We start from the raw sequence: 23,929 nt of genomic DNA on the forward strand, positions 1-23,929 counted from the left end.
CTATCTGTTTAAGTAAATAAAAATGGGTATAATGGCAAAACCAATAGCAATAACATAGCTATAACCTGTACCAAATATCCTGATCCAGGAAACATATTTTGGATGATAAACCCCAAGTGAACGTGCAGCACTAAAAAACCCATGCAGCAGATGATACCCTAATGCAAACATAGAAAGCACATAAAACAATACATACCACCAATCCTGATAGGCTGCAATAACAATGGTGTAAAGATCTTTGTTTCCATATTCATCCATTGGTAATGTGCCGAACTTATATTGATACCAAAAATCCTTGAAATGAAAAACAAGGAATATCAGAATGATAGTTCCCAAGACACCCATATTCCTGGAATACCATTTGCTCACTTTAGCACGGTTATCTACAGCATACTTACCCGCTATCTTTTTATTTTTCAAGGTAATAATCAGGGCATCTACGCAATGAACTATGATTGAAGTATATAATACATAGGAAATGATCTTTATAAAAATATTACCTGATAGCAGGCGCGAATAACTATTAAAACTTTCCTTTGCTTGTTCTGCCGGAAGCAAGAGTTGTAAATTTCCCAATAAATGGATCACCAGAAAAAAACAGAGAAAAAGTCCTGTCAGCGCCATTAACGCTTTTCGGGTTATAGTTGATAATTGTATTTTTCTATCCATAATCTTAATAAATTCCAATTACTTTCCACCAGGCACCACCGATGCCCATCCATATTACCAGAAACACTAAACTTAATATAAATCCGCGCGACCACCATTCTTTAACCTCAACATATGTACTTCCAAAAAATACTGGCGCCGGCCCATGACCATAATGCGTTAATGTACCATAAATACCACCACAAAAACCCAAAGACAACGCAAGTAATAAAGGTGGTATACCCACAGATATCCCTACTCCTAATAAAGCAGCATACATAGAAGCAACATGTGCAGTAGCACTGGCAAACATATAATGACTATAAAAATAAACCAGGATGATGATTGGGAAAGCCATAGTCCAGCTCATCCCACCAATTTCAGTCTTTACCAATTCACTAAACCAGGGAATTAAGCCTAAATGATTCAATTGGCTTCCCATCATGACCAGCGCCGAAAACCAAACAATAGTATCCCAGGCTCCCTTTTCACTTTTAACATCGTCCCAGTTAAGTACTTGCGACAATAATAAAAACACCAATCCGATAAATGCGGTTGTAGTTGCATCAATTTTAAAAATATCACCTGTAATCCATAAAAATAACAACACAAAAAAAGCAATAAGCATTAGCCATTCGTTACGGGTAACAGACCCCATCTCTTTTAACTTCTCTGAAGCCATTTTAGTAGCTCCTTGAGTTCGCTTAAGTTCGGGTGGATAAATCTTATACAAAATATAAGGTACAGCGATTAATGAAATAATTCCAGGTATAAGTGCTGCCCACATCCAGGACATCCAGGTTATGTTAATCCCTAAATCAGCAGCAAACTTCTGACACATAGGATTACTTGCTGTACCAGTCAGGAACATGGATGAGGTGATCAGATTTACATTATAACAATTTAGACTCAGGTAAGCACCTAGCTTGCGATGTGTCTCAGGCTTTTCAGGAATCGAGCCAAAATTTAAAGCCATAGATTTCATGATGGGGTAAATGATACCACCACCTCTAGCAGTATTGCTTGGGATTGCTGGAGCAAGAACCAAATCTGCAAGACCAAGACCATAACCTAAGCCTAATGAACTTCGGCCAAAAACACGAATAAAAAGATAAGCTATACGACTACCCAAGCCTGTTTTTATAAAACCCCTGGCAATGAAAAAGGAGATTCCTATCAACCAGATTACTTTATCCCCGAAGCTACTAAGTGCTAATGAAATCGATTTACCAGGATCACCCGGAGCCAGAACACCAGTTAATGCGACAAGAGCAATAGCAATCATAGACATCGTTCCCATTGATGCTGCCTTAAGTATAATCCCCAATATTGTTGCTAAAAAAATAGCCAGCAAATGCCAGGCTTCGGGCTTAACACCTTCTGGAACTGGAATAAACCAAATCAATAAACCAAAGGCAAGCGTAACAAAAATCATTTTGTAATTAATTTCCTTCATGTTTTTAAGCGTTTAATAAACAGTTTTACCATTAAGATTCAAATCAGAACCTTGCTTGTACCTGACAAATAATTCGATCTGTATTATATTGAGTTGTATTCGGAATATTTCGTTGATACCTGTCGATTAAATAACCAACCTGCACCCTGATTGCATAAGCTTCTGCAAATGAAGCGCTAACCATAGGAATACAACTTTGTCGCGCATTCCCCTCCTGCTTAAAATCAGCATCAAGATATTCGTATCGGAAAGCAAATTCCATTTTTTTAAGCCGTACGTTTTTAAAACTATAGCCAATATTGGGTTGTAGATATACCCCACGCATTGCATACCTGTTAATTGGAATTAAAGGGTCTTCCTGAGCAAAATATGCAACGCTATTAATTCCTTGTTTATACTCTGAAACAAATTCAACATCCCATTTTTCATTTAACTTTTTCTTATAGTCGATATCCGCTCCATAAGCCCATATTTTCTGTCCCATATTTTTCCCGGCACCTCCACTCACACCAAATTCTGTGTTTTTTCCAAGCCCAAAAACTAATCTGGCAGGCACAATCTTCCCATCGTCATTGTCTCCAATTTGGTTACGATTATTACCATTAAACACCCCAATGGCGTATTTAATAGGTATACTAATACCTTTAATCTCACCAAAATAGCTTACACCAATCTGAAAGCTTTGCCAACTGTTAGATCCAAAAAGATAATACTGATTAGAATAATCTATCGACCTGACAAAGTCAACAGGGTAATTATCCTCCTGTCCAAACTGAGGCCTAAATTGTCCAAACTGAAAATTCACATAATCATTTACACTATATTTGATATAAGCATTTTCTAATACTTTGTTTTGAGGATTTCCAGTAAAATCACCAAAGTTCACCAGCATTACAGCATTAATACGGTCATTTATCACTGCGTTTACCTGTACCCGTGCACGCTTTACAGAAAAAGAATTTCTGGAAAAATGTTCCGGACCGGTATGATGCTTACCCGTGATGTCTATATCATTGTCCAGAGAGTAATTAAACTGGGTCTGAATCATACCTGAAAAATTTATTTTAGCCTTTTCAGACACAGCCACATTAATACCCTGAGCACTTGTAAACTGCGAAAAGAATAATAGAATCAGAGCGATTATGAGAGAATTAGATTTCATAAGTAGGGATGTTTTTATGCAATTGTCTTCTACCTAACAAATTAGAATAAATAAATGGCAAATAAAAATGTTTCGGATTGTTATTTTTCATGATCTTCATCAATAAAAGCAATTACCAAATGTTTTTAACGTTTAGATAAACGACAAGCCGAATCGCTTATATTGGTCTGGCTTAGTAAGTGTAAAACATGAAATCAATTTTAATTTTTATTTGCCTTTTCGTATTCTTCAACACATCTGATTCCAAGGCCCAAAATTCGGGAATATGGACCAAAGAGGAATTAAAAATGGCAAATACTGCAGGAAACGCATCTTATTTAACAGGCGAAGAAAAAGATATTGTTATTTATATGAATTTGGTTCGTATGGATGGAGAACGATTTTTCAATACATTTTTACAAGACTTCATTGATGATCATAATGAAAAAATGAAACAGTACAGTAATTATGAGCGCCTTAAAATAAGCAGAAATGACAGCTATTACCGAAGTTTGGAAAGAGATCTTAAAAACATCAAACTTTTACCAGTATTCTGGCCGGATGAGGCACTAAGTTGGGTTGCCAAGCAACATGCTAAGGACATGAATAAGAATAATTACGCTGCACACAATTCAAAAGATGGCCGTACTGCCATCCAAAGGATTGCTAAAATGTATCCTAAAAAATCTAGCGGAGAAAACCTTTCGTTTGGATTTTCTTCTGGATTGGGAAATGTATGTATGCTATTAATAGACAAAGGTGTTCCTGATCTGGGTCATAGAAAAATGATTCTTAACACTTCTTATCAGTTAAATACAGTCGGCATAAGCATTCAGCCCCATAAAACTTATCGTTATTGCGCAGTAATAGATTTTGTAGCATTGCCACATTAGCCGCAAAATCCTTAAATTGGTGCCCTCAACTAAAAGTCGATTTGAAAAGAAAGAATCCTATTGCAGTAAATCTGTACTTTGCGCTAGCCTACCGTTTCCTGATAGCAATGGAACTATACACCTTATGTAGACTAGCATTTTACGCCTTTAACCAAGACCTGTTTCAAAATATAACCTTCTCAAAATACCTATACATGTTATGGGGAGGATTAAAGTTTGATGCTTCAGCATTGATTTATATTAATGCCATTTTTATACTTCTACACGTAATTCCAGCTCCTTTTAAATATAATGATGGCTATCAGCGCTTTTGTAAATGGCTATTTATTATCACAAACAGCATAGGCATTATGGCAAATTTCGCCGATTTTGCTTACTACAGATACACACTTAAACGGACAACAGCTACAGTCTTTAGTCAGTTTAGTCATGAACAGAATAAATTTAAGCTATTCATTGATTTTTTAGGTGATTACTGGTATATGTTTATTCTTTACGCTGTTACTATCTGGTTTTTCATCCGCCTTTACAACATGATTACTGTTAAAAGGGAAAGCCATTTTAAATGGACAGATTACGCTTTACAAACAATTTTAATGCTAGGTATTGCCTTGACATGTGTTACTGGGGTACGTGGTGGATGGGGTTTCGGTACGAGACCAATTACACTAAGTAATGCTGGTGAATATGTAGATACCCCAGACCAGATGAGTCTGGTACTTAACACACCATTTTGCATATTCAGAACCCTTAAAGCAACAAAATTAAAACCAGTAAATTATTACGACGAGAAAACCCTTAATTCTATTTACAATCCTATTCATCAGCCTGCAGATACCGCAGCTTTTAAAAAGCTTAACGTTGTATTCCTTATCATAGAAAGTTTAGGAAAAGAGCATGTAGGGAGCTTAAACAAAGACTTGATGAATGGAAATTATAAAGGCTACACTCCATTTCTTGATTCGTTAATTGGACAAAGTTTTACTTTTACAAATACTTATGCAAACGGGCGTAAATCAATTGATGCACTCCCATCTGTAATTACAGGTATCCCATCCAATAGAGAACCTTATATCTTGTCTATTTATTCAAGTAACGAAACCACAAGTATTGCAAAACTATTGGGTGATAAAGGTTATGAAACCGCCTTTTTTCATGGTGCTCCAAATGGCTCAATGGGATTCTCTTCCTATACGCATCTTGCCGGGATTAAACATTATTTCGGGCAAAATGAATACGGTAAAACCGGTGATACTGATGGAACCTGGGGTATCTGGGACGATCCTTTTATGCAGTATATGGCCGATGAGATGAATACCCTGAAGCAACCTTTCTTCTCTGCATTCTTCTCTTTATCTTCTCATCACCCCTTCCGTCTTCCAGAAGAATATGTAGGTAAATTTCCAAAAGGCCCACTTCCTGTGCAGGAAATATTCGGGTATACAGATATGGCACTACGTAATTTCTTTAATAAAGCGTCGAAAATGCCATGGTATAACAATACCTTATTTGTATTATGTGCAGACCATGCTACTTTATCCTATTTCCCAGAATATCAAACGACTCCAGGATATTATTCTATCCCAATTGTATTTTATTACCCAGGTGGTGATCTAAAAGGAAAAACAGATAAAATAGTTCAACAAATAGATATTATGCCTACTGTGCTCAATTACCTGAATTACGACAAACCATATTTCGCACTGGGTTTTGATGCTTTTAATAAAAATCCAGATAACTTTGCCATTAATAACAATGATAATTTCTTCAGTTTTTACCAGGGAGATTACCTATTGATTGGTGATGGTAAAATAAACAATGCCTTATATAATTTAAAAAAAGACAGACTTACTAAGAATAACATAGTAGATCAGGAACCAGCGGTTACAGAAAAAATGAATAAATACCTCAGAGCATTTATACAGCAATACAACAATAGAATGATTGAGAATAAATTAACAGCGAAATAATACATGCGTAAATTTCTGTTAAGCATTATCGACTTCTTTTATCCACCCTTCTCCCGTTGGCTACCTTTGCATACATTCAGGTACCTTGTTTCTGGAGGTACTACTGCTGTATCTGGTATCCTGAGTTATTACATTGCTTATAACTGGATCTTAGAACAAAAGAGTATACAAGTCGATTTCCCGTTTCTGCCTAAGTTAATTACAGCACACTCTGCAGCACTCATCATCAGTACATTCATCAGTTTTATAATTGGCTTTACCTTGAACAAATATCTTGTCTTCACCAAATCTAATTTAAAAGGGAGAATACAAATGTTCAGGTATGCAGCAGTTTTGACTATTAACTTTGGACTCAATTTTGCGATGCTTAAATATATGGTAGAGGGCTTACATTTCTATCCATCCATCTCACAGGCCTTTATCACCTTAACCCTATCTCTGTGTAGTTATTTCCTGCAAAAGCACTTTACATTTCGGGTTAAAAAACATCCTTAAATAAATTTCATATTAAGGTCATTGCGTTGCTTTTTATTTGGTTAACATCCCTGATAGCGTTAACTTCGTCTAACTAACTATCATAAAAATGAGTGATTTTAATGACTTCAACAATCCACAGGTAGCTAACCTTCCAAAGCACCTAAGGCAATTTATTGTTGAGCAGCACTATGAAAAATACACGCCCATAGACCAGGCTGTTTGGCGCTATGTAATGCGTCAGAATTATAGTTATTTAAAACATGTAGCATTTTATCCTTATATCAAAGGTTTACAAAGGGCAGGCCTAAGCATTGAGCATATTCCTGATCTGCAAACCATGAACGACAACCTAGGTAAAATAGGTTGGGGTGCAGTTACTGTAGATGGATTTATTCCACCTGCGGCCTTTATGGAGTATCAGGCTTATAGAGTATTGGTTATCGCTGCTGATATCCGACAGATCAACCATATTGAATATACACCGGCACCAGATATTATTCATGAATCAGCTGGCCATGCTCCTATCATTGCAGATGCTGATTATAATAATTATCTAAGCTATTTTGGTTCAATAGGTGCTAAGGCGATGTTTTCTGCTAAGGATTTTGAACTTTATGAAGCAATTCGCAATCTTTCTATTTTAAAGGAAGCAGTAGACACAGCTGAAGGGGATATTACCAGAGCAGAAAAGCACTTGCAGCATATCTCAGAAAACATGGGCGAACCATCAGAAATGGCTTTATTAAGTCGTCTGCATTGGTGGACCGTTGAATATGGATTGATAGGTACATTAGAAAATCCAAAAATATACGGTGCTGGACTTCTTTCTTCTATTGGGGAAAGTTCAACTTGTATGCGTGACGATGTCAAAAAAATACGGTATAACATAGATACCATTAACTATAGTTATGACATCACCAAACCTCAACCTCAATTATTTGTAACTGAAACATTTCAGAACCTGATTGATGTACTGGAGTCTTTTGCAAATACCATGGCCTTTAGAAAAGGTGGAGTGGAAAGTGTTGTAAAAGCAATAGCATGTAAAAACCCAGCTACAGCAGAGTATAGCTCTGGATTACAGGTAACAGGAGTTTTTACCGATATGGGGCTTGATGAGAATGATCAACTGAGTTTTATAAAAACAACTGGGCCTTCTGCATTGGCAGTAGACAATAAACAGTTAGAGAACCATAGCAAATTTTACCATAAAGACGGATTCTCATCGCCTGTAGGCAAGTTAAAAGGACAGCAGAATACTCTGGAAGACTTAAACCTTTCGCAATTGGAGGAACTTGGGATCACAGAAAACAAACATATCGGCCTCACTTTTGAAAGTGGCATACATGTAAATGGACTTGTAAAAAGCATTTTGCAACATAAAGGAAAGACAGTATTAATCTCCTTTGAAGATTGTACTGTAAAGGAATCGAATGGGAATATCCTCTTTCAGCCTGAATGGGGAATGTACGACATGGCAATTGGAGAAACAATAGTCTCGGTATTTAATGGAGCGGCCGACAAAGAGGCTTATGAAGAAATTACTCATATTAGTGATAAACAAACGCATAAAGCTATTTATGATGATGCGACTAATGAACTTCATGATATATACAAGACGGTTCGCCTGATCAGAGAGAATGCAACTGGCTATGAAAAGTTACCAGGTTTATTTGAAAGATTAAAATCAAACCACGGCCACGATTGGCTTTCAGCAATGGAAATTCTGGAGATTTTATATCATAAGCAACAATACCCTGATCTGGAAAAAGAAATCCGTATCTATCTTGAGCTTAAAGCTTCCAATGAACCTGAACAAAGTAAATTGATTCATGATGGATTACATGTTATAAAAAATCCGGTTACACAACTGATTAACTAAGAATAATAATAATTAGACATAAAAATTAATGAATATTGTATTAACTGGCGCAAGTAGTGGAATTGGCTTTGAAACTGCATTAGAATTCACACTAAATAAAGAAAATAAGGTTGTTTGTATTGCCAGATCAGCCGACAAGCTCAGAAAATTACTCGAAATTGCTAAAGGTATTAATCCAGACTGCACATTACTGCCTGTAGAATTTGATATTGTTAATGACGATTATGCTGCTTTGATGCCATTTCTTAAAGAAAAACTAGGCAACATAGATATCCTCATCAACAATGCTGGCGCATTGATCAACAAACCATTTTCTGAAACTACTGCGGAAGACCTAGCCTGTATGTTTGAAAGCAATGTACTTGGACATTTTAATATGATTCAGCATTTACTTCCATTGATGGGGAGTGGTAGTCACATTGTAAACATAGGCAGCATGGGCGGCTTTCAAGGCAGCGTAAAATTCCCTGGACTTTCTGCTTACTCTGCTAGTAAAGCAGCATTGCATACCTTAACCGAATGCCTTGCTTTTGAGCTTCTTGAAACCGGTGTAAAAGTTAACTGCCTGGCTCTTGGCTCAGCTCAGACAGAGATGCTGGAGCAAGCCTTTCCGGGTTACCAATCTCCAGTACTTGCTTTTGAAATGGGTAAGTATGTAGCTGACTTTGCACGTACAGGTCACAAATTTTTTAATGGAAAAATACTTCCCGTAGCAGTAACAACTCCTTAATCAATAAGTTATCAACATTTCTTAAACCTAAAGTATTAAATTAATATCTTAGGCATGTTAATATGAAGAGTCTCCCAATTGTATTATATTTTCTTTTATTGAGTGTGTTTGCAGCTAAATCGCAAACAACCGTGCCACTCCAATACCAGCAATTAGTCAGTAAACTCTCTGAGCAAAGTAAAGTAGTTAATAAACCCAAGCCTATTGAATCTCCTAACCGCTTACTGGAATTTGCAAAATCAATGCTAGGCATTAGATACAGAGCAGCATCCAGTAGTCCTAGCAGGGGTTTTGATTGCTCAGGTTTCGTAAATTATGTCTTCAGTAATTTTGGTTTTAAAGTTCCAAGATCATCCAGAGAATTTGCCACAAGTGGAGAAGCAAAAAAGCTTGAAGATGCAAAAATTGGCGATGTAATATTGTTTACAGGTACCAACAGCAGATCAAGAACACCTGGTCATGTAGGAATTATTTACTCTATAAACGGTGATGAGGTTAAATTTATTCATTCCTCCTCTGGAAATGCGAAAGGAGTTACCATTTCAAGCCTAGATGAAGGTTTTTATAAGAAACGCTTTTTAAAAGTGGTAAGCATTTTATAGCAAAACCACTTTTAAAGCATCACTTACATTCCCTTTACTCAACCATTCTCTAGCCAGTTCATGCAACTCACGTTCACGGTTAGTCATATCTCCTATAGTCGCATCAAATATTTCCTTTACTTCAGGATTGTTCAGAATTGCATCAATTTCACCCGCATCAGGCAGGTGCTCTATATTGCCCAACATCCCTAGGTCATTACCTGTAAGCACCTTAGAATTCCTTACGGCTGTAGGTAGGGCATCAACACCAATACCTAATGTTGTTAATGGTTTCGCTACTTTAAACAAGCTTTCCGGTGTAACACGGCAATACCAATCGCCACCAAGTCTTGCTACAAGATCTATCTTCGCCTGATCAATCTTACCATCTTCATCAAGTATCTCTTCTTTAATATGGATCAGCTTTACTTCCGCAAGTATAAGATTTCCAGCTCCAGGATTTTCCCCAAGATGAATCACTTCCCTTATTACACATTCCATCTGCACAGGTGCCTCAGCTACTCTTGGTGGTTTTACAAGTAACGAGGGCATCATTGTAAAGCCCGATTTTTCGAATTCATTAATACCTTTAGGATATTCCGTACTCGCCAGGCTCATTTGCTGAACCATCGGATAATTCACAATATTGATGACACACTCCTTAACCTCGAGTATATTCTCTAAAGTATGTTTTGTAGTATTGTCTCGTACTCTCCTTGCAGGCGAGAAAATGCACAGCGGTGGATTTGTACTAAACATATTGAAGAAACTAAATGGACTAAGATTAATATTCCCCTCCAAATCGATCGTCGTGGCAAAACAGATTGGCCTCGGCGCAATTGCATACTGCATATAGTTTTGCAATTGCGCCGGGGTTGCTTCAGCTGTATTTATTGTTAACATCAATTATTTTTTTAGCGCCAGAATTGAAAAGTCTGTATCTACTTTTTTAATGGTATTACTTAAATGGCCAAGGCCAGTTACTTCCATTTCTATCACATCACCATCTTGTAACCACTGAGGTGTAAAATTAGGATCATTCAATAGACCTGTACCATTCAATTCCAGAAAACAGCCTGTGCCTACTGTACCAGAGCCAATCACATCACCAGGTAAGATATCAACACCATACGCACAGCGCTCAATGATTTCAGCAAATGTCCAATCCATATCCGCCATATTACCAGCTGATACTTCTACACCATTTACTTTACAGGTCATTTTTAAATCATATGCATTGCCCGTATGTCCAGCTTTCGCATTTGTTTTATATTGTTCAAGCTCATCAGGAGTAACCAACCACGGACCAATTACTGTCGAGAAATCTTTCCCTTTAGCTGGTCCCAGGTTCAATAACATCTCTTCCATTTGTAGTGTTCTGGCACTCATATCATTCATCACCATATAACCGGCAATGTAATCATCTGCTTCAGCAGCCGTTATATTACGTCCCTTTTTGCCAATTACCACTGCCACTTCCAATTCAAAATCAAGTTTTTGAAAATGGTCGGGCATACATTCTATTTCTCCTGGTCCTTGAATCGCATTGTGATTGGTAAAATAAAAAATTGGATACTGATCAAACTCTGCAATCATTTCCACTTTCCTATTTCTACGGGCCGAAGCTACATGCTGACGAAAAGCATAACCATCTCTACATGAGGTAGGATGAGGAACTGGTGCAAGCAATTCAAAAAAGGCTTCCTGTTTTGGTTCCAATTCGCCAGATTTAATTTGTGCATCAATTTTTTTAGCACGCTCCATCAATTCAACACCCCCCTGCAAAAAAGCATTCATTTCATCAGGCAATAATTTATCACAAGAATTCAAGTTATAAATATGCCCATTTACATAAACACCCAGGTGCTCTATGTCTTCTGTTTTATAGGATACCAGCTTCATATATCAGTTCTTTTTTATTTTTTAAGTAGTTGCCCAAAGCTATATAAAATTAAACAAAAGCACCATAACTAAGGCAGAAGTTAAAGCAAAATGGCAGCTAATAAAAAGCCTACTGCAATAGTTACGGTTACTGTAGTTAAACCAGGTGGAGTAAATGAATGATTTACTAAAAAACGACCAATTTTTGTCGTACCAGTCCTATCAAAACCCATTGCAGCAACCAATGTAGGATAACTAGGAATGACAAAGTCTCCATTAACTGCAGGAAACATTGCAATAAGTGCTGGAGCCGGAATTCCCAATGCAATACCTAAAGGCATTAATGCCCTTACAGTTGCAGCTTGACTAAATAGTAAAATAGACATTACGAACAAGGCAATAGCAAAAGTCCAGGGATGATCGGTTACAAATGCACTTAAATGAGTTTCAAAGAAAGGCATATGGGCTTGCAAATAAGTATCGCTCATCCAGGCAACCCCAAATATACATACTACTGCTTCAGACCCCGATCTGAAAATGGTACTCTGAGAAACTTTTGTTGCAGGAATTTTAGATACAAAAACAATTGCAGCGGCAGCAGCTAACATCAATAATTCGATCATTTCAACCATTCTCATTGGTTGCATTTTCCCATCAACAGGAAATGATGGTCGAACTGAAGGAATTGCAGCAAAGATCACTACACTTAGTACAGCGAATAAAAACACAAACACAGCTCTTTTTGATTCTGCAGTATAAACCCTTTTGTTCTCTCCTTGCGAAGTATCACCATCCAACAACTTTACAAATTCCGGATCTTTTATTCTTTCTAGAAACTCCGGGTCTTTCATGAGGTCCTTTCCTTGCCTGTTAGCTACAAGGGCGCCTGCTAACACACCTATTATGGTGGCAGGGATAGCAACAATAAGTATATGAGTTAGCTCATAGCCCTTAGGCGCAATTAAGGTTGTTAACGCAACAGTGGCAGCCGAGATGGGGCTGGCCGTTATGGCCATGTGAGCCGCAATTACAGATATACTGAGCGGACGTTCAGGTCTCACTCTTTTTTTAGTTGCCACCTCGGCTATAATGGGCAGCAAAGAATAGATAATATGTGCTGTTCCTGCTACTAATGTAAATGTATAGGTAACGAATGGACCGAGCCAGGTGATATGATTTGGATTTCTACGCAAAATGCGTTCAGCAATTCCCACCATATAATCCATCCCTCCAGAAGCCTGTAAGGCCGCAGCAGCGGTCACAACAGACAAGATAATCAGCATAACATCAATTGGAGGAGTTGTTGGTTTAAGACCAAAGCCGAGCGCAAAAATGAGTAGTCCTACAGCCCCCATCACTCCTAGTCCTACACCTTTCATGCGTGCACCAACGAGTATAAGCAAAATTAAAATTGCCAATTGTATCCAGATCATCGTTTATTTATTTTGGTTTGTTTGTATGGTTTTTTAACGGTTTTAAATATATAAATTAATTACAACGAATAATATATCCTTTTTCATTAATCGACACAGTACTCTCTTAACGTAACATTTATAATTCAAAACATTAACCCCTTCAATATGTAGCTTATAATTTTGGTTATTCTTTGATTTAATACTTAAATTAGCAGACGTAAAGAAAAATGATAAAAAGCCGTTTCATATATCAAAGTCAAATTGCCTCGCAAGCGCTGGCGGCATTCAGATATAGAATGCTTTCTAAAATCATTTTCGCACAATATTCCAAATAGCATTTCCATCTTTAATGCCTTCAGTTAAAACGCTTTTCATGGTTTTAACGTTTACTTATTATTCTAACCAATTAACTGACATATTGCTATGCCTATTTATCATACATTAGGATCCATCCCAAAAAAACGCCATACGGTTTTTCGTAAACCTGATGGAAAACTTTACGCAGAAGAACTCGTTTCTACCGAGGGTTTCTCAAGCTTATATTCTCTCGTATACCATTGTCACCCGCCAACTATGGTTAAAGCACTTGGCGAACCCTATTCTGTTGAACCTAAAATTGCCAGAGAGAAACACCTCAGACATACCAGTCTGATCGGCTTTAATATAAAGCCTGAAGACGACTATCTAAAAAGCAGAAAACCTGTTTTGGTAAACAGCGATCTTCATATTTCCCTGGCCGCACCTAAAAAATCAATGACCGATTACTTTTATAAAAATAGTCAGGCTGATGAGGTTATATTTATTCATGAAGGGACAGGTACATTAAAAACAGGTTTTGGAAAAATTTCGTTTAAATATGGTGACTACCTGGTAATTCCACGTGGCACTATTTACCAGATCGAGTTTAATGATGAGAATAACAGACTATTTATTATAGAAAGCTTTAGCCCGATACGCACACCAAAACGCTACAGAAATGCTTTTGGCCAACTGGAAGAGCATTCGCCTTTTTGTGAAAGAGATATCAGACGTCCGCAAGATCTGGAAACGATCGATGAATACGGTGATTTTAAAGTGCTGATCAAAAAACAGGGGATAATGTATCCTTACACTTATGGCACGCATCCATTTGACTTTGTAGGTTGGGATGGTTTCCATTATCCTTGGGCCTTTTCTATTCATGATTTTGAACCTATAACGGGCAGATTACATCAGCCTCCACCGGTACACCAGACTTTTGAAGGACATAATTTCGTGATCTGTTCTTTTGTTCCTCGTAAATATGATTATCACCCACTTTCTATCCCTGCTCCCTATAATCATAGTAATGTCGATAGCGATGAGGTACTTTATTATGTTGACGGTGACTTTATGAGCAGAAAAAGTGTTGTAAAGGGACAAATCACTTTGCATCCCGGTGGGATTCCTCATGGTCCTCATCCTGGTACAGTCGAAAAGTCTATTGGAAAGGAAAGCACTGAAGAATTAGCTGTTATGATTGATCCTTTCAGACCACTGATGTTAACAGAAGACGCAGTGAGTATTGAGGATGAAGGGTATCATAGGAGCTGGCAAGAAAATATAGAATAAAAAATCCAGTGCTATTCGCTGACTCAAACATTTTGCTGAAGGGCAAAATCTTTACATGTCAGCTCATAGCAACTGTATTTTTTTGAAAGCAGGGAGGATAAGTAAGGTGGAATAGCAGGGAGGATAAGCAAGGCGGGAACAGCAGGGAGGATAAGCAAGGCGGGAACAGCAGGGAGGATAAGCAAGGCAGGAACAGCAGGGAGGATAAAGCGAGGTGGGAACAGTAGGGAGCATAAGCAAAGCGGGAATAGCAGGGAGGATATAGTATAGAGGGCATCGCAAAGTAGAATAGAGGGCGGGTAGCCATAAAGAAATAGACTAACTAACTTATTATTATAAAAAAAACTAAAAATGTCAACACAAACATTTGCAGAAAAGATTGCTAAAGCGCAGGATTTTCTTCCGATAAATGGAACAGACTACATCGAATTTTATGTAGGTAATGCTAAACAGGCCGCGCATTATTATAAAACTGCGTTTGGCTTCCAATCGCTCGCTTATGCCGGACCCGAAACAGGTGTGCGAGACCGTGCTTCTTATGTTTTAAAGCAGGGAAAAATCAGATTGGTATTAACCACAGCACTTAAATCTAAAAGCCCCATTTCTGATCACGTAAAATTACACGGTGATGGCGTAAAAATCCTGGCACTTTGGGTTGATGATGCTTATAGTGCATTTGAAGAAACAACAAAACGTGGTGGTAAACCATATTTGGAGCCGGTTACCCTTACAGATGAACATGGCGAGGTACGTATGTCAGGGATATATACTTACGGCGAAACCGTTCACATGTTTATTGAACGTAAAAACTATAATGGGGCCTTTTTACCAGGATATAGAGAATGGAAAAGCGACTATAATCCTACTGATGCTGGTTTATTATATATAGATCATTGTGTTGGTAATGTAGGCTGGAACAGAATGAATGAAACAGTGAAATGGTATGAAGAAGTAATGGGCTTTGTAAACATCCTTTCATTTGATGACAAACAAATCAATACAGAGTATTCTGCACTGATGAGCAAAGTTATGAGTAATGGGAATGGTTTTTCTAAATTCCCTATTAATGAGCCTGCAGAGGGAAAAAAGAAATCGCAGATTGAAGAGTATTTGGAATTTTACGAAGGCGAAGGGGTGCAACACATTGCAGTAGCAACAAAAGATATTTTGACTACTGTAAAGGAATTAAAAGCTCGAGGGGTTGAGTTTTTAAGTGCACCCCCTGAAGCCTATTACAATATGATGCCTGAACGCGTGGGCGAAATTGATGAAGAAATTGCCCAACTTAAGGAATTAGGTATACTGGTTGACTGCGATGAAGAAGGTTATTTGTTGCAGATTTTCACAAAACCTGTAGAAGACCGTCCAACTTTATTCTTTGAAATTATTCAACGAAAAGGGGCACAATCATTTGGTGCAGGGAACTTTAAAGCACTATTTGAATCTTTAGAACGTGAACAAGAATTAAGAGGTAATTTATAAATCAATTGCATAAACTTACCAACAGAAAGGCCTGCTCATTATTTATGAGTAGGTTTTTTGGTAAATTTGCCCAGCCCCATTTTAAATAAAAATACTTATTTTCGGGCTTTAGGCACTCGCGGAGTATGGAATACAACTTAATCGACAGAACAAAGCTTTTTTTAACCAGGTTTAGTGCTGCTTTCAAGTTATTTCAGAAAAACGATCCTCTACGTCTGGCAGGAGCAACTGCTTTCTTTGCTAACTTCGCACTCCCTCCCATTCTTTTGATATTAATACGGATGTTTGGTTTTTTTATTGATAAAAAACTATTAGCCTCCCGTTTATTTGACAGACTGGGCTATATACTGGATGACGACAGTACGGGACTGATCAGACAAGTGCTAAGAAATATCAGAGGTGTTGATCATCAATGGTATGCTACCTTAATCAGTTTTGTATTCTTCTTGTTTGTAGCAACAACATTATTTAATGTTATTAAAAACTCAATGGATCAAATCTGGTCTATTGGCAAAAAAGATCAAGTAGGCTTTATGTTCACCATGAAATTAAGAGCAAGATCTATGATTATTATATTACTTGCTGGTATTTTGTTACTGGTAGGCTTTCTTGCAGATATTATACAGGACTTTATAGGCACCTATTTAAACACAGCAGCTCCTACATTTGGGAAATTTTTCCTGACAGCACTAAACCAATTGCTATTTATAGCTATTGTAATGACATGGTTTACTGTACTTTTTCGCTTTTTAACTAACGGTAGACCAACATGGGTCACCGCGCTTAGAGGAGGAATTCTTACGGCAATACTATTTGCTATCGGCAAATATATTTTGCGAATACTACTTCCATTAAGCGGTATAGGTGATATCTATGGCACTTCAGGGTCTATAGTCCTGATCATGCTGTTTGTATTTTATTCTTCTTTCATATTTTACTTTGGAGCATGTTATGTAAAGATCCTAAGTGATGACAAAGCAACTCCTATACGCCCAATAAAGGGCACATTTAATTATGAAATAAAAGAAGTGGTTAAAAATACTAAAGCTACCTGACAGCAACTTGCTCAAATCCCTGCATTTCAAATACAGCCAACTTATTCAGCAAATTGTAATGTAAAGTCCCAAAGAAATTGATAATTCCGTCCTTGTTCTTACCCTCAATACAAATACTCTCTTTCACAACCTCTTGATGTTTCAAATATTGGTCAGATAGTATAATGTCTTCGTCCTGAATTCTGACATCAGCAGCGTCAATCGAGAACTGTCTAAGGAGCTCCGCAAAGCTCTTTCCTTTTAAAAGCAACTCTTTAATATTCATAGCCGTATATATTAAGTTAGGGACAAATTTAAACTCAATTATAACGCCAAAAAGAAAGGGTAAATATCTAGTACTTACCCTTATTAACAAAATGTTGAAAACTTTCTATTTTTTAAAACAGCTTCAGTGCTAAACCAAAAGTAAATAAGCTCAGCTTTGTATCATTATAACCATCTTTTCCAATTTTAGAAAGGCCGGTCTCATATCTTAAATCAAAGCCAAGTTTACCAACATCTAAACCTGCTCCAAACTGCCAGGCAAAATTCTGATCTTTAAAGTTTCCTTTAAAGACATCACCAGCAGCGTCACCAAAAGATTGTTCTTTATCTAAAACAAAAGATACAACAGGCCCAGTATTTAAACGTATGCCTACACCGGCAGCCCCAATTTTAGTCCCGACCAATACCGGCACATCCAAACTTGTAAAGGTTACTTTGTTTTCTTCTCCCGTATTAGCTTTAAGTGTAGTATTCTTGCCACTTAAATATAATTCTGGCTGTAAATGAATACCAGCTGCACCAATTCGAGTCCATAAACCCGCATAATAACCAGCTCTGTTATCACTGCTGAAAGTATTTTCAGTACTCAATTTAGAAAGGTTCAGACCTCCTTTAAGTCCAAATTGGAAGCTTGGCAATACCTGACTAAAAGCGCTGAAACTGAGAGCGACAAGGAATGCAGATAAGATTATTTTTCTCATATAGGTATGTTTAATTGATTATTTACTAAAGGTAAAAATAACAATATTTTCAATTGAAAAGTAAATTACGTATTTTTATATTTACATTTCTCTTTAATGCACACATACTTTTTCGCAGTTTATTATCATGATTATTTGAATGAATTTTATCTTTAATTCGTACGCCATTACCTTAATAATTTGCGGCATTATCACTCTATTCTTTTCTTATAAACTATTTCAAAAAAAGGGTGAGGCAATATGTCTTTTTGGTTTTATGATGGTATCAAACTCCATTTGGTCAATAGCCTATGGATTTGAGTTGGCCAGCACGACCATAAGCATGATGTATTTTTTATAAAAATCGAATACCTCGGTATCACAACACTCCCTGTAAGCTGGCTTTTATTTTGCCTTAATCTTTCGGGAAAAGAAAGCTGGTATAAAAAGAGACTAAACTTATATGGGTTGCTTCTTGTGCCATTCATTACTGTAATATTGGTATGGACAAATAGTTACCATCACTTACACTACAGAAGTTTAAGTGTTGACCAAACGACCCCTTTTCCATTATTAAAAATAGAGCCAGGTATTTGGTATAGATTCTACATGGTTTATTTCTATGTATTACTTGGCTTAGGCAGTTCTCTGATTCTTAAAACAGTAAAAACTGAATCAATATACAAACGACAAAACTACACTATTTTCTTTGCCGCACTCATACCTTGGGTAGTTAACTTAGCCTACTTACTTGGCTTTCGTCCTATTGCTAATCTGGATTTAACCCCCTTTGCTTTCATTATTGCTACTACACTAATAGCCGTAGCTATTTATCGCTTTAAATTATTCGACATACTTCCCATTGCCAGAGAGAAAGTTCTGGATCTGATTCAGGATGGTTATCTTGTTCTTGATGGAAAAAACAGGGTTATAGATTATAATCCTGCCTTTAAGCAGTATCTACCTGATGTCCTACAAAGCAAAATAATAGGCACACATATTGAATCTCTTTTTCCACAACAAAATGATTTTCTGGATTTTCTAAAAAACCATAACTCTGGAAAAATAGAAATGAGAATTCTGGTTCATAATGCATCATTTGATCTTGAAGCAGATATCCAATACCTTAACCAACATCAGCTTAACAATGAAGCGACTATTATTAAGCTTCAGGATTTAACAGCAACAAAAGAAGATGCCTTAAAATCTAAATTACAAACTGAAGAACTTAAGAAACTGAATCAATTAAAAGACAAGATCTTTTCAATTATTGCACACGATCTTAGAGCCCCCCTTGTAAATCTCTCCGAAGTGTTGAAAATGATCAATACTGGAATGATTACGCCCGATGAATTCAAGACTTTATCTCCTAAACTTAGCCGGGACATTCTATATACTACGGATTTACTCGAGAATATTTTACATTGGTCCAGGAGTCAACTTAAAGGATACGGAATAAATAAAGTGCATTTTGAACTAAGGAGCCTGATTACTAATGAGGTAAACTATCATCTGCCATCAGCTACAATAAAACATATTAAAATTCTCCAGGATGTATTTCCTGGACAGATTGTTTATGGAGATATATTGATGATACAAATAATTGTAAGAAATATATTAAATAACTCTATCAAATTCTGCAATGAAGGCTGCGAAATAATTATTAGTGCTGCATTTAAATCTAATCATCAAATGATGATTTGTATTGAAGATAATGGACAAGGAATGTCGGCCGAAGCACTAGAGATGGTCAATTCTGGCACAGGCGTATCAACCAAAGGAACCAAAGATGAAAAAGGGACAGGCTTAGGATTGGTGATCTGCAGAGATTTTATGGAACGTAACAATGGAACAATGGAAGTCTATAGTGAATCAGGCAGAGGTACCACTTTCAAACTATATTTACCTACAAATGAGCAAAGATGCATAGCTGAAGGCTAAAAAATCTGGTCTGAAATGATTGTATAATATTTCAGACCAGATATAAAAAAGCTTGTAAAAACCTTTACTGCCCGTTAATTCCCTTAATAGCCTCTTGCTCTTTCAGGGCATCCACGTTATTTTTATTACCAAAATTTTGGGTTTTTTCTGCAAAATATTCAAGGATTCCAACTATTGTATCTAAGTTATCAGAAACACGCTGATGCATATCGGGAAGATCTTTATTTAACCTTGTATCTCCAATTCAATGTTATCAACCTCAATTTTCCCTAACTTCTGTATGATAGCCTGTTGTGAGTGCTGCAAATCTTCGAGCTCTCTCACAATCTTTTCCATTAACTCAAACTTCTTTAAAGTATCCATATTACTCTTATTAATATTAACGTTCTATTAAATTATACTGAATTAACCAATTGACCTACCTTTATGTTTTCAATAAGTTTAACAATATCAAATTCAAAAAAATAGTAGCTAAAGTAAATACTCAATATATTTGCATTCCAAATCAACAACTAATAATTTAGTTTCAAAATAAATACCATGAAAAGACTACTGCTAATTTTGGCTATATTTTGTACATATCAATATAGTATTGCCCAGTCTAAACGAACTATAGACAATGATAAGCTACTTGAATATTACCAATCACAACGATATGTAGAAGCTGCGAACTACTTGCAAAGCATCTATAACGAAGATACCCAAAATCCAAAAGAAATAAAGCAATTGGCATACGCATATGTCATGGCAGGGAAGCTTCCTGAAGCTGAAAAAAATTATTTAAAACTATATGAACAGCAACCTAAAAGTTTGCCTATTCTATTTAGTTTGGCAAGTATTAATGTGAGGAGAGGAAATGATGAAAAAGCAAAAGAGTATTATCAGGAAATCATTAGGAATGATACTGCCAGCTTCAATGCCTATAAAGGATTAGCAGAATTATACAAAGGCGAAGACAAAAAAACAATAGACAAAAGGATGTCAATCCTATATAAAGCAAACAAACTAAACCCTATTGACCCTGATGTCGCATTTGATTTGTGTGAAACATATTTTAAAATGGAAAACCTCAATGATGCTTTGAGAGTATTAGATACTGCCTTGGCGGCCGACAGTACAAATCTAAGGTTATTAAAGATGAAAATGCCAATAGGCATTGCTACAAAAAACTACAAAACATCTGTCGACACCGGTGAAGCATTATTAAAATATGGTGATAGTTCTTCATTTGTATTGAACAATCTGGCCAAATCGTACTTCCTCTTACTTGACTACAAAAATGCTTTAAAATATTTCTTAAAGCTGGATAGCCAACAAGCATTAGACAACGAAACGTTGTCCTATAACATTGGGATGAGCTACAGAGGAGTAAAAGATTATAAAAACGCAATACCCTACTTGCAAAAAGCAATTAATCAGGGCATATCACAAAAAATTGCAAGTTATTATGGATTATTAGGAGATTCTTTTGAAGGTGTAAACAAAAACATCGAAGCCAATACTGCCTATAAAAAAGGTTTACAGTTTGAAAATAATGGAAGCCTTCTTTACAATATTGCGCTTGTCTACGAAACCAAACTTAATGATAAAAAGAATGCCATTGATTACTATGGTCAATACCTTAAAACCATTAATACAGCCGAAAAACCCCGATTGGCAGGATTTATTAAAAACAAAATTGAAGAGTTAAAAAGAAGATAATTAAAGATTTGTCAACCTAGCTACGTATTTACCTATAATGTCAAATTCAATATTTACAGCGTCCCCAACATTTACTTCATGTAAATTAGTATGCTCAAATGTATATGGAATAATAAAAACAGAGAACTCATCCCTTTCAGAACCAACAACAGTAAGGCTGATACCGTTAATACATACAGACCCTTTTTCTACTGTGACGTTTCCTGTAGCTGAATCGTACCTAAAACGATATTCCCAACTACCATTTAGTTCATCCCTTTTAATGCAAATAGCAGTTTGATCTACATGTCCTTGCACAATATGTCCATCAAGACGACCATTCATTAACATGCACCTTTCAAGATTGACCTTACTTCCAATCTTTAAATGCTTCATGCTACTTTTTTCCAAGGTTTCTTTTATTGCCGTTACCGTATGACTATTCTCTGTTAACGACACTACTGTTAAACAAACCCCATTATGCGCAACACTCTGATCTATTTTAAGCTGATTACTTATATCAGACTTAATCGTAAAATGTAAGTTCGTTCCCTCTGTTATTATATTTTCAACTTCACCAAGCGTTTCAATTATCCCTGTAAACATTCTCTCTTCTTATTTATTTACTCTATTTTTCCTCCAATTACTTTCGATTTGTTCATTTAATACCGACTTCCTCGATGTCACTTGCTTTTTAAAAGAAAGTGCACCAAATATTCCAGCTATCAAAGCCTCATCAGCATTGTCAATTTTCAAGCTATCCGCATCAAAGTATTTACTTACAAAATGCGTATCAAAATTACCTGACCGGAATGCTTCATGCTGCATTACAAATTTACCAAAGCTTAACGTAGTCTGTATCCCTGTTATCTCATATTCATCTATTGCCCTAATCATTCGCTTTAATGCTTCCTCCCTATCCATACCATAGGTAATCAATTTAGCAATCATCGGGTCATAATAAATTGGAATCTCCATCCCCTGCTCAAAACCATCATCAACTCTTACTCCATTTCCTTTAGGCGTTTTATAAGTTTTTAATGTCCCTATATCAGGGAGGAAATTATTTTCAGGATCTTCCGCATAAACCCTTAACTCTATGGCGTGCCCATTCATCGTCAGATCTTCTTGCTTATAATGTAGTTTTTCGCCTCTGGCAATTTTAATCTGTTCTTTTACCAAATCAAGCCCAGTTATCATCTCTGTTACGGGATGTTCAACCTGCAAACGTGTATTCATTTCCAAAAAGAAAAATTCAAGATTCTCATCCAGAATAAATTCAACGGTACCTGCACCAACATAATTTACAGATTTTGCTACATCTACTGCACATCTGCCCATTCTCTCACGTATTTCTGGAGTCAGAACACTAGAAGGAGCCTCCTCAATTACTTTCTGATGCCTTCTCTGAACAGAACATTCCCTTTCAAAGAGATGGACAATGTTTCCATGTGTATCGCCCAAAACCTGTATTTCAATATGTCTTGGAGAAGTTACATAACGTTCAATAAATACCGAACCATCCCCGAAAGCAGATAAAGCTTCACTAACTGCCAACTGCATTTGCTCTTCAAAATCCTCAGCCTTTTCTACTACCCTCATACCTTTACCACCACCCCCAGCAGCAGCCTTAATCAAGATCGGAAATCCAACCTCAACAGCTCTTAACTTAGCATCTTCAATATCAGTGATAGCTTCCTCAGTACCTGGAACCATAGGGATTTTATATTTTAATGCTGCCGCTTTCGCCGACAACTTATTACCCATAATCTCCATTGCTTCCGGAGTAGGGCCAATTAAAATAATTCCGGAAGCCTCGACAAGTCTTGCAAAAGCCGCATTTTCAGATAAGAATCCATAACCAGGATGAATAGCGTCGGCCCCTGTAAGCTTACAAGCTTCTATGATCTTCTCTCCAATAAGATAGGATTGATTAGAGGGTGCCGGACCAATGCATACAGCTTCATCTGCGTAAAGCACATGCAAAGAAGCTCTGTCTGCTTCTGAATATACGGCTACTGTTTTTATTCCCATTTCTCTGGCCGAACGCATAATACGTAAAGCGATCTCTCCCCTATTGGCAATAAGAATTTTCTTCATGTTTTTTATAATCCTAACTATGTTTTATCAAAAATATTAACAATATTTCTGCGCTCAGCTTTA

At 36.7% G+C, this 23,929-nt stretch carries 21 protein-coding genes and 2 pseudogenes; 12 read left to right on the forward strand and 11 right to left on the reverse strand.

The features are described 5' to 3' along the window. Genes ABDJ41_RS08460 through ABDJ41_RS08470 form a run of 3 tightly spaced genes read right to left on the reverse strand, consistent with a single transcriptional unit; the run spans position 1 to position 3,266 of the window. Positions 1 to 669 (reverse strand): succinate dehydrogenase cytochrome b subunit, encoded by a 669-nt coding sequence (locus tag ABDJ41_RS08460; RefSeq protein ID WP_349785495.1) that lies wholly within the window; start codon positions 667 to 669, stop codon positions 1 to 3. A 4-nt stretch (positions 670 to 673) separates the two neighbouring features. Next, positions 674 to 2,104 (reverse strand): anion permease, encoded by a 1,431-nt coding sequence (locus ABDJ41_RS08465; protein WP_349785496.1) that lies wholly within the window; start codon positions 2,102 to 2,104, stop codon positions 674 to 676. Positions 2,105 to 2,147: 43 nt separating this feature from the next. Next, positions 2,148 to 3,266: a porin gene (locus tag ABDJ41_RS08470; protein ID WP_349785497.1), complete on the reverse strand. Its 1,119-nt coding sequence runs from the start codon at positions 3,264 to 3,266 to the stop codon at positions 2,148 to 2,150. Positions 3,267 to 3,454: 188 nt separating this feature from the next. Here ABDJ41_RS08470 and ABDJ41_RS08475 point away from each other — a divergent pair, with 188 nt between their 5' ends. The 6 genes from ABDJ41_RS08475 (at position 3,455) to ABDJ41_RS08500 (ending at position 9,799) form a co-directional block, all read left to right on the forward strand. Then, entirely contained in the window at positions 3,455 to 4,138 is a 684-nt protein-coding gene (locus tag ABDJ41_RS08475) for a CAP domain-containing protein (protein WP_349785499.1), read from the forward strand. Between the two features lie 41 nt (positions 4,139 to 4,179). Continuing rightward, positions 4,180 to 6,108, forward strand: a complete 1,929-nt coding sequence (locus ABDJ41_RS08480) for an LTA synthase family protein (protein ID WP_349785500.1) — start codon at positions 4,180 to 4,182, stop codon at positions 6,106 to 6,108. A gap of 3 nt (positions 6,109 to 6,111) precedes the next feature. Further along, positions 6,112 to 6,603 (forward strand): GtrA family protein, encoded by a 492-nt coding sequence (locus tag ABDJ41_RS08485; RefSeq protein WP_349785501.1) that lies wholly within the window; start codon positions 6,112 to 6,114, stop codon positions 6,601 to 6,603. An 88-nt stretch (positions 6,604 to 6,691) separates the two neighbouring features. Then, the gene (locus tag ABDJ41_RS08490; protein WP_349785502.1) at positions 6,692 to 8,467 is read left to right on the forward strand and encodes an aromatic amino acid hydroxylase; all 1,776 of its coding nucleotides are present in this window, start codon (positions 6,692 to 6,694) and stop codon (positions 8,465 to 8,467) included. Positions 8,468 to 8,495: 28 nt separating this feature from the next. Next, positions 8,496 to 9,197: an SDR family NAD(P)-dependent oxidoreductase gene (locus ABDJ41_RS08495; RefSeq protein WP_349785503.1), complete on the forward strand. Its 702-nt coding sequence runs from the start codon at positions 8,496 to 8,498 to the stop codon at positions 9,195 to 9,197. A gap of 62 nt (positions 9,198 to 9,259) precedes the next feature. Next, positions 9,260 to 9,799 carry a C40 family peptidase gene (locus tag ABDJ41_RS08500; protein WP_349785504.1) on the forward strand — a complete coding sequence of 180 codons (540 nt, stop codon included), beginning with the start codon at positions 9,260 to 9,262 and terminating at the stop codon, positions 9,797 to 9,799. On the opposite strand, the gene ABDJ41_RS08505 is transcribed toward ABDJ41_RS08500, so the two are convergent. From ABDJ41_RS08505 to ABDJ41_RS08515, 3 genes are all read right to left on the reverse strand, one after another. Beyond that, a complete protein-coding gene (locus tag ABDJ41_RS08505) occupies positions 9,794 to 10,681 on the reverse strand; it encodes a flavin reductase family protein (protein WP_349785505.1) in 888 nt (295 codons plus the stop codon). The two genes, ABDJ41_RS08500 and ABDJ41_RS08505, sit on opposite strands and share 6 nt — an antisense overlap. Positions 10,682 to 10,684: 3 nt before the next feature. Next, positions 10,685 to 11,680, reverse strand: coding sequence for a fumarylacetoacetate hydrolase family protein (locus ABDJ41_RS08510; protein ID WP_349785506.1), 996 nt, complete (start codon positions 11,678 to 11,680; stop codon positions 10,685 to 10,687). A gap of 80 nt (positions 11,681 to 11,760) precedes the next feature. Continuing rightward, positions 11,761 to 13,092, reverse strand: coding sequence for an anaerobic C4-dicarboxylate transporter family protein (locus ABDJ41_RS08515; protein ID WP_349785507.1), 1,332 nt, complete (start codon positions 13,090 to 13,092; stop codon positions 11,761 to 11,763). A gap of 405 nt (positions 13,093 to 13,497) precedes the next feature. Here ABDJ41_RS08515 and ABDJ41_RS08520 point away from each other — a divergent pair, with 405 nt between their 5' ends. From ABDJ41_RS08520 to ABDJ41_RS08530, 3 genes are all read left to right on the forward strand, one after another. Continuing rightward, positions 13,498 to 14,664 (forward strand): homogentisate 1,2-dioxygenase, encoded by a 1,167-nt coding sequence (locus ABDJ41_RS08520; protein WP_349785508.1) that lies wholly within the window; start codon positions 13,498 to 13,500, stop codon positions 14,662 to 14,664. Positions 14,665 to 15,015: 351 nt separating this feature from the next. Next, the gene (gene hppD, locus ABDJ41_RS08525; RefSeq protein ID WP_349785509.1) at positions 15,016 to 16,146 is read left to right on the forward strand and encodes a 4-hydroxyphenylpyruvate dioxygenase; all 1,131 of its coding nucleotides are present in this window, start codon (positions 15,016 to 15,018) and stop codon (positions 16,144 to 16,146) included. A gap of 125 nt (positions 16,147 to 16,271) precedes the next feature. Continuing rightward, positions 16,272 to 17,201: a YihY/virulence factor BrkB family protein gene (locus ABDJ41_RS08530; protein ID WP_349785510.1), complete on the forward strand. Its 930-nt coding sequence runs from the start codon at positions 16,272 to 16,274 to the stop codon at positions 17,199 to 17,201. Here the strand turns inward: ABDJ41_RS08530 and ABDJ41_RS08535 are convergent. Next, positions 17,194 to 17,466 (reverse strand): hypothetical protein, encoded by a 273-nt coding sequence (locus tag ABDJ41_RS08535; protein ID WP_349785512.1) that lies wholly within the window; start codon positions 17,464 to 17,466, stop codon positions 17,194 to 17,196. The genes ABDJ41_RS08530 and ABDJ41_RS08535 overlap by 8 nt on opposite strands. A 112-nt stretch (positions 17,467 to 17,578) precedes the next feature. Next, on the reverse strand, positions 17,579 to 18,166 hold the full coding sequence (locus ABDJ41_RS08540; RefSeq protein WP_349785513.1) for a porin family protein: 588 nt from the start codon (positions 18,164 to 18,166) through the stop codon (positions 17,579 to 17,581). Positions 18,167 to 18,305: 139 nt separating this feature from the next. Between ABDJ41_RS08540 and ABDJ41_RS22975 the strand changes: the two are divergent. Both ABDJ41_RS22975 and ABDJ41_RS22980 read left to right on the forward strand, forming a co-directional pair. Beyond that, positions 18,306 to 19,114: pseudogene (locus ABDJ41_RS22975) on the forward strand (histidine kinase N-terminal 7TM domain-containing protein); the annotation flags it as partial. A gap of 102 nt (positions 19,115 to 19,216) precedes the next feature. Continuing rightward, positions 19,217 to 20,086 (forward strand): sensor histidine kinase, encoded by an 870-nt coding sequence (locus ABDJ41_RS22980; protein WP_502930332.1) that lies wholly within the window; start codon positions 19,217 to 19,219, stop codon positions 20,084 to 20,086. 64 nt (positions 20,087 to 20,150) lie between these two features. Here ABDJ41_RS22980 and ABDJ41_RS08550 read toward each other — a convergent pair. Next, a pseudogene (locus tag ABDJ41_RS08550) lies at positions 20,151 to 20,449 on the reverse strand (hypothetical protein). A gap of 177 nt (positions 20,450 to 20,626) precedes the next feature. Between ABDJ41_RS08550 and ABDJ41_RS08555 the strand changes: the two are divergent. Beyond that, positions 20,627 to 21,787 (forward strand): tetratricopeptide repeat protein, encoded by a 1,161-nt coding sequence (locus tag ABDJ41_RS08555; RefSeq protein WP_349785514.1) that lies wholly within the window; start codon positions 20,627 to 20,629, stop codon positions 21,785 to 21,787. On the opposite strand, the gene ABDJ41_RS08560 is transcribed toward ABDJ41_RS08555, so the two are convergent. Together ABDJ41_RS08560 and accC are read right to left on the reverse strand one after the other, a co-directional pair. Beyond that, a complete protein-coding gene (locus ABDJ41_RS08560; RefSeq protein ID WP_349785516.1) occupies positions 21,788 to 22,372 on the reverse strand; it encodes a riboflavin synthase in 585 nt (194 codons plus the stop codon). A 9-nt stretch (positions 22,373 to 22,381) separates the two neighbouring features. After that, positions 22,382 to 23,866, reverse strand: a complete 1,485-nt coding sequence (gene accC, locus ABDJ41_RS08565; RefSeq protein WP_349785517.1) for an acetyl-CoA carboxylase biotin carboxylase subunit — start codon at positions 23,864 to 23,866, stop codon at positions 22,382 to 22,384. Positions 23,867 to 23,929: the final 63 nt, after the last annotated feature.

This window comes from Pedobacter sp. ASV1-7 (assembly GCF_040203335.1).
In the GTDB taxonomy this organism is placed as follows: domain Bacteria; phylum Bacteroidota; class Bacteroidia; order Sphingobacteriales; family Sphingobacteriaceae; genus Pedobacter.